This window comes from Nocardia araoensis NBRC 100135, assembly GCF_000308435.1.
GTDB lineage: Bacteria > Actinomycetota > Actinomycetes > Mycobacteriales > Mycobacteriaceae > Nocardia > Nocardia araoensis.
In genome coordinates this window covers 19,272-27,842 of record NZ_BAFR01000065.1, presented here as the reverse complement: position 1 = coordinate 27,842, position 8,571 = coordinate 19,272, and the positions used below count along the sequence as shown (strand labels likewise).

General features: G+C 70.2%; 9 protein-coding genes. 4 read left to right on the top strand and 5 right to left on the bottom strand.

What is annotated here, in order from left to right:
* Window positions 1-201: 201 nt before the first annotated feature.
* A complete protein-coding gene (locus ON21_RS09145) occupies window positions 202-654 on the top strand; it encodes a QcrA and Rieske domain-containing protein (protein WP_051020541.1) in 453 nt (150 codons plus the stop codon).
* A gap of 15 nt (window positions 655-669) precedes the next feature.
* Here ON21_RS09145 and ON21_RS09140 read toward each other — a convergent pair whose 3' ends face one another.
* From ON21_RS09140 to ON21_RS09130, 3 genes are all read right to left on the bottom strand, one after another.
* Window positions 670-1,137 carry a VOC family protein gene (locus tag ON21_RS09140; RefSeq protein WP_039797148.1) on the bottom strand — a complete coding sequence of 156 codons (468 nt, stop codon included), beginning with the start codon at window positions 1,135-1,137 and terminating at the stop codon, window positions 670-672.
* A gap of 83 nt (window positions 1,138-1,220) precedes the next feature.
* Window positions 1,221-1,940 carry a sensor domain-containing protein gene (locus ON21_RS09135; protein WP_051020539.1) on the bottom strand — a complete coding sequence of 240 codons (720 nt, stop codon included), beginning with the start codon at window positions 1,938-1,940 and terminating at the stop codon, window positions 1,221-1,223.
* Window positions 1,937-2,827, bottom strand: a complete 891-nt coding sequence (locus ON21_RS09130; protein WP_051020544.1) for a hypothetical protein — start codon at window positions 2,825-2,827, stop codon at window positions 1,937-1,939. Before ON21_RS09130 ends, ON21_RS09135 begins: the two co-directional genes overlap by 4 nt.
* Before the next feature lie 210 nt (window positions 2,828-3,037).
* On the opposite strand from ON21_RS09130, the gene lspA reads away from it, so the two are divergent.
* Genes lspA through ON21_RS09115 form a run of 3 tightly spaced genes read left to right on the top strand, consistent with a single transcriptional unit; the run spans window position 3,038 to window position 5,212 of the window.
* Window positions 3,038-3,634, top strand: coding sequence for a signal peptidase II (gene lspA, locus ON21_RS09125; protein WP_039797156.1), 597 nt, complete (start codon window positions 3,038-3,040; stop codon window positions 3,632-3,634).
* Complete coding sequence (locus tag ON21_RS09120; RefSeq protein WP_039797146.1) at window positions 3,631-4,557, top strand: RluA family pseudouridine synthase; 927 nt, start codon at window positions 3,631-3,633, stop codon at window positions 4,555-4,557. Before lspA ends, ON21_RS09120 begins: the two co-directional genes overlap by 4 nt.
* Complete coding sequence (locus ON21_RS09115) at window positions 4,550-5,212, top strand: hypothetical protein (protein WP_051020533.1); 663 nt, start codon at window positions 4,550-4,552, stop codon at window positions 5,210-5,212. The genes ON21_RS09120 and ON21_RS09115 overlap by 8 nt, the downstream gene beginning before the upstream one ends.
* Window positions 5,213-5,222: 10 nt before the next feature.
* Here ON21_RS09115 and ON21_RS09110 read toward each other — a convergent pair whose 3' ends face one another.
* Together ON21_RS09110 and ON21_RS09105 are read right to left on the bottom strand one after the other, a co-directional pair.
* Window positions 5,223-6,041, bottom strand: coding sequence for a PhzF family phenazine biosynthesis protein (locus ON21_RS09110; RefSeq protein WP_039797145.1), 819 nt, complete (start codon window positions 6,039-6,041; stop codon window positions 5,223-5,225).
* An 81-nt stretch (window positions 6,042-6,122) separates the two neighbouring features.
* On the bottom strand, window positions 6,123-8,546 hold the full coding sequence (locus tag ON21_RS09105; RefSeq protein ID WP_039797144.1) for a cation-translocating P-type ATPase: 2,424 nt from the start codon (window positions 8,544-8,546) through the stop codon (window positions 6,123-6,125).
* Between the last annotated feature and the right edge of the window lie 25 nt (window positions 8,547-8,571).

The window sequence follows — 8,571 nt, the reverse complement described above, 5'->3', positions numbered from 1 at the left end:
GAAGGTGTTCGAATCGATCGCCCGCGGGTAACCCGAACAGCGGCGGACCCGGCCACAGACAGATGAGGGGGTCCGGGTCCGCCGCTCTGCCATACGGATCGAATCGGATCCTCGATTGAACCGCCCGATCACCTTCCCCGTGAACAAGGCGAAGCGGAACCGGCGCAAGGCCGACCGCGCCTTCGAGGAGATCCGACCGACATGACATTCCATGAACAGCTCCGCACCCGCCGCGGTGTGGTCATCGCCGGTGCCGGCGTAGCCGCCGCGGCGGCGGTCACCGCCTGCACCACCTATGGCAAGGGCGATGCCGCTCCCGTGCCGCAGGACTCCACCGCCGCGCGGGGAGACCGGTCCGTCGATGCGAACAGTCCCGCCAACGCGCTCGCCAAGACGGCCGACATCCCCGTCGGCGGCGGCGTGATCGTGGGCGACACCGTGGTGACCCAGCCCAGCGCGGGCACCTTCGTCGGCCTCTCCTCGGTGTGCACGCACGCGGGGTGCAAGGTCGCGACGGTGTCCGGCGGCACCATCAACTGCGCCTGCCACGGCAGCAAGTTCGCGCTGGACGGCTCGGTGGCCCACGGCCCGGCGAGCAAACCGCTCGCGCCGAAAAGCATCCGGGTCACCGGTGATTCCGTGGTGGCCGGGTGAGCCGATCCGCCGAGATCAGGAGCCGCCGAACCGCTCGGCCATCCGGCGGTCCATCTCGTCGGGCGGCACATCCTCCACATGGGTGGCCACCGTCCACCGGTGCCCCCACGGGTCCTCGAAGGCGCCACTGCGATCACCGTAGAACTGATCGGTCATGGGGGTGAGCTCCCTGGCGCCGGCGGCCAGTGCGGCGGCGAAGGCGGCGTCGGCGTCCTCGACGTACACGTACAGGTTGACGGGGGTGCCGCCGACCGTCTTCGGGTCGAGGAAGTCCATATCGGGCGCCGAATCGCCGAGCATGACGACGGAATTGCCGAACATCAGCTCACAATGCGCGATCCGGCCGTCCGGACCGGGCATCCGCATGCGCTCGGTCGCACCGAAGATGTTCTTGTAGAAATCGATCGCCGCCGCGGCGCCGTCGACCGCCAGCCCGGGCGACACCACCGGATATCCATCGGGAACGGGTTTGACATCAGACATGGGAAACCTCCGGTCGAGGCGTTGTGTCGGACCATGCCGAGCCTATTCCGGCGACCGGCGCGATTCGGCGGGATCGCCGGAAATCAGGGTCCTGCGACACCCTGTAGCCTGCGCACCTGGGCCGCGGTCAGCGCGCTGAGCACACCGGGGTCCACCGATTCCGGCGCGGTCACCGCGACCTGCGCCAACGTGCTTCCCACCTGGACGATCGCGGCGGATGTGTGGAGGGTCAGGTCGTCGCTGGTGGTCCGCACCTGGAAAGGAGCGGAGGCATCGCCCGCGGGCGGCTGGGCGAGCCCGCCGATGCGGTAGTCCATCGGGATGTCGGAGCCATCGGCGCCGGCATAGTGCGCGCAGCGGCGCAGAATCTCCTGTACCTCCGAGAAAGCGGCCGCGACCGCGTCCGGCGGATAACTGGCCGCGTCGATATCGATGCTGGAGAAATTCGGGCCTGTGTATTGCGTGGACGCCCGCGCGAGCGCGCCGGATCGTTGCGCACCGAGTGGCGCGAGCACTTTCACGCATTCGGCCGGATTCGTCGGCGAGGCGCCGGTAGCGCCTCCGCCGGTGTCCGCGGGCGGCGCCAGCGCGGTGAAGCCGGCGGGCAGGTCGGTGTCGGCGAGCAACAGTCCGCGCAGGCGCGCGGAATCGGTCTCGGGAGCGGTGGTCACCGGGGCCGCGGCCACCACGGGCCCCAGCGCGGGAAGCTCGGGCTGTCCGGATGTCGCGTGATCCCCCGAGCCGCATCCGGTGGCGACGACGAGGGGCGCGACCGCGGCCAGCAGTGCGCACGCACGGATCATTCGGCCCACGACACCTGCGTATCGATCGTCTGCTGCAGCGTGCTCTCGCTGTGCGGATCGCGGTAGGCCTGGCGCCCGCCGACGGTGATGGACCCGGCGACCGGCAGCGGCAAGCCGAGATCCACCGTGATGGTGCCGGCGCCCTGCATGGCGTAGTCGTCGATGTCCAGGGTGCCCGCGTTGTTCGGCAGGTCCCACACCGGCGACTTCGGCTTCTGGGTGACGCGCAGTGCGATGGTGAGCCGGTCCCCGTCGCGTTTGCTCAGCGTCGCGGTGGTCACCTGGTCCAACAGGATGCCGCTGTTCACCTCTTGCCGCACCGTCCAGACCGCGCCCTCGCCGACAGGCTCGTCGGGAAACGCGATCGACCGGTAGACGGCCTGGTAGAACGCCTGCTCGAGGGCGGCGCGAGCGGTGTTGGACGCGTCCGGCGCCGGCTCGAGGCGCAGCGCGGTGATCGCGCCGAGATCACTGAGATCGAAACCGGCGTGCGAACCGCCGATCTTGGTGAGCGCCTTGGCCAGCGTGGGATCCGGCGAGGTCACCCTGCCCAGGGTGAGATCGATGCCCTCCGCGGTGGTCTCCGCAATCATGGGAATGGTCATGGCCGGGGTGGAGAAGTCGGGCTTGGGCTGCCCATCGATCTGCTGCTGGATGTGATGGGCGGTGTACAGCGTGACCCGCTGCACGGTGCCCGCCGGGTACTCCGGCCGCAGCAGCGACCTGGGCTCGGCGCCCGCCGACTCGACCGTGGTCACCGCGGCCGGGATCGGCACGGTCACTTCTTTGCCGATGCCGAGCGGCTCCGTTCCGTCGGCCTCACCGCTCGACTCGGCGCCGTCGCCACAACCGACGCCGAAGGCCGAGAGCCCGACCGCGAGCACCATGAGCAGCACACCCGAGCGCGTGCTCCGGGCAAGGCTCGCGCTCCGTGGCAGGCGGGGAGAAGACAACACCGTCACGAGCAACAGGGTACGACCGATTCCTGAGTGTCAGCTGGGACATTCGAGCGCGGGCCGATCGGCGTGGGTCGCGAACACCGCGAGCGCGGGCCGGGGCAAGCGGACGCGCGCACCGTGCTCGATTCCGCTCGAGAGATGATGGTCGCTGTGAGTGACGACCGGCCGCCCGAGGAAACCCCTGCGAACACCGCCGATCCGACGACCGAGTCGGCTCCGCCGCAGCGGCTGTGGACGCTGCTCGTCCTCGCCGCGGTCGTCTTCGGCCTGGATCTGCTCACCAAGACCATCGCGGTCGCGAAACTGACGCCGGGCGACCCGGTGCCGATCATCGGCGACTTCGCGCGCCTGAGCCTGGTGCGCAACCCTGGCGCGGCGTTCTCCATGGCCACCGGCATGACCTGGTTGCTGACCCTGGTCGCCGCCGCCGTCGTCATCGGCGTGGTGCGCATCGGCCGCACCCTGCGCTCGCTGTGGTGGGCGATCGGACTCGGCATGGTGCTCGGCGGCGCGATCGGCAATCTGGTGGACCGGTTGTTCCGCGCGCCCGGCCCGCTGCAAGGGCACGTGGTCGATTTCGTCGCGATCGGCTGGTGGCCGGTGTTCAACGTCGCGGACTCGGCCATCGTGTGCGGCGCGATCCTGCTCGTGGTGCTCACCGTGTTCGGCTTCGAACCGAACGGCACCCGGGTCGGCCACGGCAAGACCGGCGCGAGCGAGGGCAGCGCGGCATGAGGGAGACCAGGACCATGCCCGTCCCCGACGGGCTCGACGGCATGCGCGTCGACGCGGGCCTGGCCCGTCTGCTCGGCCTGTCCCGCACCGCGGTGGCCGCCCTCGCCGAGGAGGGCTCGGTGCAGCTCGACGGCGTCGCGGCGGGGAAGTCCGACCGGCTCACGGCGGGCGCCTGGCTGGAGGTGATCTTCCCCGAGCCGAAACGGGAGCTGACCATCGAGGCCGAGCCGGTGGAGGGCATGAAGATCCTCTACGCCGACGACGACATCGTCGCGGTCGACAAGCCGGTCGGCGTGGCGGCGCACACCGGTGTCGGCTGGAGCGGGCCGACGGTCGTCGGCGGGCTCGCCGCCGCCGGATACCGCATCTCCACCTCGGGCGCTCACGAGCGGCAGGGCATCGTGCACCGCCTCGACGTCGGCACCTCCGGCGTGATGGTGGTCGCACAGTCCGAGCACGCGTACACGGTGCTCAAGCGCGCGTTCAAGCAGCGCACCGTCGACAAGCGGTATCACGCCCTGGTGCAGGGGCACCCGGACCCGAGCAGCGGCACCATCGACGCCCCGATCGGCCGCGCCCGCGGCAACGACTGGAAGTTCGCCGTCACCGCCGACGGGCGTCCGAGCGTCACGCACTACGACACCGTCGAGGCGTTCCATTCGGCCAGCCTGCTCGATATCCACTTGGAGACCGGCCGCACCCATCAGATCCGCGTGCATTTCTCCGCGATCCGCCACCCCTGCTGCGGCGATCTCACCTATGGCGCCGACCCGCGCCTGGCCGAGCGGCTCGGGTTGCAACGGCAGTGGCTGCACGCCCGGTCGCTGGGATTCCAGCACCCCGCCGACGGCCGCTACCTGGAGATCACCAGCGAGTACCCGGACGACCTGAAACACGCGCTGGACGTCCTGCGCGATGCCTGACCGCCGGGTACCGTGGCGCGGCGTCGTCCTCGGCGTCGCGGCGGTCGTGCTGGTCGCGCTGATCTACGCGCTCGGCGTGCTGCATCCGCCGTATCGCACCGCGGTGGCCACCGACCGGCTCGGGCCCGACCAGGGCGAGCAGGTGCCGGAGTACCTTGCCCGGTCCCGTGACTCGCTGAACACGGGCGGCGACGAACCGCGCTGGGCGCTGGTGTCGTTCACCGACCCCTTGGCGCCCGGCGACATTCCCGGGCACAGCGGCGGATTGCGTATCGCGCAGGTGCTCTACCGGGTGTCCGCACCGGGCGTGCAGACTCCGCTGGTGGCCGTGCCCGTACCGGAAGGCATTGCGGCGGCGGTGGATTCCGCGCCGGACGCGGCCTGGCTGCTTCCCCGCCCCGTCGACGACCGCTCCGCCCGTGTGGTCGCGTTCTCGGCCGCACGATTGCGCGGCGGCTGCCGCTGCGTGGTCGGGCTCGTCGTCCGGGGCGCTCCGGCGCAACTGCGAGACCTGGCCGGCCAAAACGGTATCCGCGCGGTCCAGGCGCTTCCCGCCGATGCGGTGGCGGGCAGCTTCGCGGTGGTTCCGCTGCTGCCCGACTACCGCGACGTCGTCGCGCCCGGCCCCGACGACGGACCGGTTCCGGAGCCGTGAGCGGCCGCGGTCAGTCCGGCAGGGTGACGACGCCGTCGAGGTAGCGGCGGCACCGTCCGAACAACAGCACACGGTCGTCCGTCAGTTCGCAGCGCAGGCTCCCGCCGCGGCGGGAGAGCTGCCTTGCGTGCAGTTCGGTGCGACCGAGCCGCTCGCTCCACAGCGGAACCAGCTGCGCGTGCGCGGACCCGGTCACCGGGTCCTCCGGGACGCCCACGCCCGGGGCGAAGACCCGGGAGACGAAGTCGACCGAATCGCCGGGCGCGGTGACGATGGCCGCGCGCGGCAACGCGGGGAACGCCGCCAGCACGGGGGCGGCGTCGCGCACCTCCTGTTCGGTCGCCAGCACGATCACCTCGTCGGTGCCGGAATACGCGCACACCGGACGCACCCCGAGCGCCGCAACCAGCGCCGGATCCGGCTGCACCGGAAGGCTCGGCACGGCAGGCAGATCGAGGACGAACTCGTCGTCGTCGGTGCGGTCGACGTGCAGCCAGCCGCTGCGCGTGTAGAAGCTCACCCGGTCCTCGCCGGGGTGCATGTCGGCCAGGATCTGCGCGGCGCTGGCCAAGGTGGCGTGCCCACAGAGCGCGACCTCGACCCGCGGGGTGAACCACCGGAGGTGGAAAGCGGGCCACTCGCCCGGCGGCACGCCCGCCTCGGGAGGTAAGCGCGGGGTATAGAACGCGGTCTCGGCGAGGTTGTTCTCCTCGGCCAGCTGTTGCAGCAACGCATCCGGCAGCCACGACGGGAGCGGCATCACCGCGGCCGGGTTGCCCGAGAACGGTGCGTCGGCGAACGCGTCGATCTGGTGCAGCAGTACCTCCATAATCTCCAGAAGGTACTCCAAGTCTGAATGGCCGCTTCGCACAAGGCATCTCGTGGCGCGGCGAGTCAGGCGTCCAGTCTGTCAGGCGGCCCCGCCGGGCGAGCTCGGCAGCAGTTGCCGCTTCTCTCCGTGCAGCGCCGCGTTCACCCACCAGGCCGCTTCGACGAGCACGATGCCGACCGCGCCGCAGACCACCGCCGCGCCGGTGAGCGCGAGGTTGGAGGGATCGAGTTTGAAGAATTCCCGGGTGAACGGAACGGTGAACAGGAACACGTACGCCGCCACCGACACCGCGATCAGCACCACCTTCCACCACACGTACGGTCGCGCGACGATGGCGAGCACCCACACCGCGATCATGATCAACGTGATGAGCGCGGTGGTGCCCGCCTGGATCTTCTGCTCCTCGGTCGCGTGCGGCCCGGCGTAGGCGATCAGGTACGCGACGAAGGTGGCCGCGCCGATCACCACGCCCGACGGGATGGCCAAGCGCATGACGCGCCCGACGAAGCCCGTGCGGGCACGCTCGTTGTTCGGCGCGAGCGAGAGGATGAACGCCGGAATGCCGATGGTGAACCAGGCCGCGATCGTGACGTGGCGGGGCAGGAACGGGTAACCGATGGGTTCGTAGTCGAAGATCTGCGATCCGATCCCGGCCATGCCGACCAGGAAGGCCAGCAACACCGAGTACACGGTCTTGGTGAGGAACAGATTGGAGACCCGCTCGATGTTGCCGATCACCCGGCGTCCCTCACCGACCACGTACGGCAGCGTGGCGAACTTGTTGTCCAGCAGCACGATCTGCGCCACCGCCCTGGTCGCCGGGCTGCCCGAGCCCATCGCCACGCCGATGTCCGAATCCTTCAAGGCGAGAACGTCGTTGACCCCGTCACCGGTCATCGCCACCGTGTGCCCGCGCGACTGCAACGCCGAGACCATGGCGCGCTTCTGATCCGGACGCACCCGGCCGAAGGTGGTGTTGCCGTCCAGTACGCCGGCCAATTCGTCGCGGTCCTCCGGCAGCTCCCGCGCATCGATCGGGTGGTCGCCGCCGGGCAGATCCAGCGAGGAGGCCACCGCGCCGACCGATACGGCGTTGTCGCCGGAGATGACCTTGATCGAAACGCTCTGGCTCGCGAAGTAGTCGAGGGTGTCGCGAGCGTCCGGCCGGACCTTCTGCTCCAGGACGACCAAGGCGGCGGGCCGTACGGTCCCAGGGGCGTCCGCCGCGTCCACCGGCCGGTCGCCGCGCGCCAGCAAGAGCACGCGCAGACCGGAGGCACCGAGTTCCTCGGCGACCCGTGCGTCCGCGGAGTCCGGGTCGAGCAGCACGTCGGGCGCGCCGAGCAGCCAGTCGCCGTGTTCGCCGTAGGAGCATCCGCTCCACTTCTTGGCCGAGGAGAACGGCGCGACGGCGGTGCGCTGCCAGCCGGGGCCGTCCGGCAGCGCCTCGGCGATCGCCTGCACGCTGGCGTTCGGGCGCGGATCGTCGGCCGCCAGCGCGGCCAGCGCGGTGCGCACCTCGGAGTCGTCGAAAGTCGCCAGTGTCTTCAGGTCCGACAACCGCATGCCGTTCTCGGTCAGGGTGCCGGTCTTGTCCGCGCAGACCACGTCGACGCGGGCCAGACCCTCGATGGCGGGCAACTCCTGGACCAGGCACTGGCGCCGGCCCAACCGCACCACGCCGACCGCGAACGCGATCGATGTCATCAGCACCAGCCCCTCCGGCACCATCGGCACCAGCGCGGCCACCATGCCGGTGACCGCGGGACGCCACGACTCCTTGCTGGAGACCAGTTGGTTGTAGATGCTCAGCAGGCCCGCGGGAATCAGCAGGTAGGTGATGAACTTCAGGATCTTGTCGATACCGCTGCGCAGTTCGGAGTGCACGAGGGTGAACTTGCTCGCCTCCTCGGCCAGCCGCGCCGCGTAGGCGTCCCGGCCGACCTTGGTGGCGCGGTAGGCGCCCGACCCGGACACCACGTAGCTGCCCGACATCACCGTGGCGCCGACCGCCTTGTCGATCGGATCGGCCTCGCCGGTGAGCAACGACTCGTCCACCTCGAGCTGCGCGGATTCTTCCACCGTGCCGTCCACCACGATCTGGTCGCCGGGACCGAGCTCGATCAGATCGTCGAGTACCACCTCGTGCGGCGCGATCTCCACAGCCGCGCCGTCCCTGCGGACGGTCGGCTTGGCCTGGCTGACGATGGCGAGCTGGTCCAGGGTGCGCTTGGCGCGGATCTCCTGGATGATGCCGACCGCGCTGTTGGCGACGATCAGCAGGCCGAACATGCCGTCGATGATCGATCCGGTGGCCAGCACCAGTACGAACAGGACTCCGAGGATGGCATTGATCCTGGTGAAGACGTTCGCGCGCACGATGTCGCGAACCGAACGGCTCGCGCGATCCGGGACGTCGTTGGTCAATCCGTCGCGGCGACGTTGCTCGACCTCGGTCGCGGTCAATCCGGTCGCGCCCGATGCCTGCACGGTAATCGACATGACCGCAAGGCTACGGGACAACTAC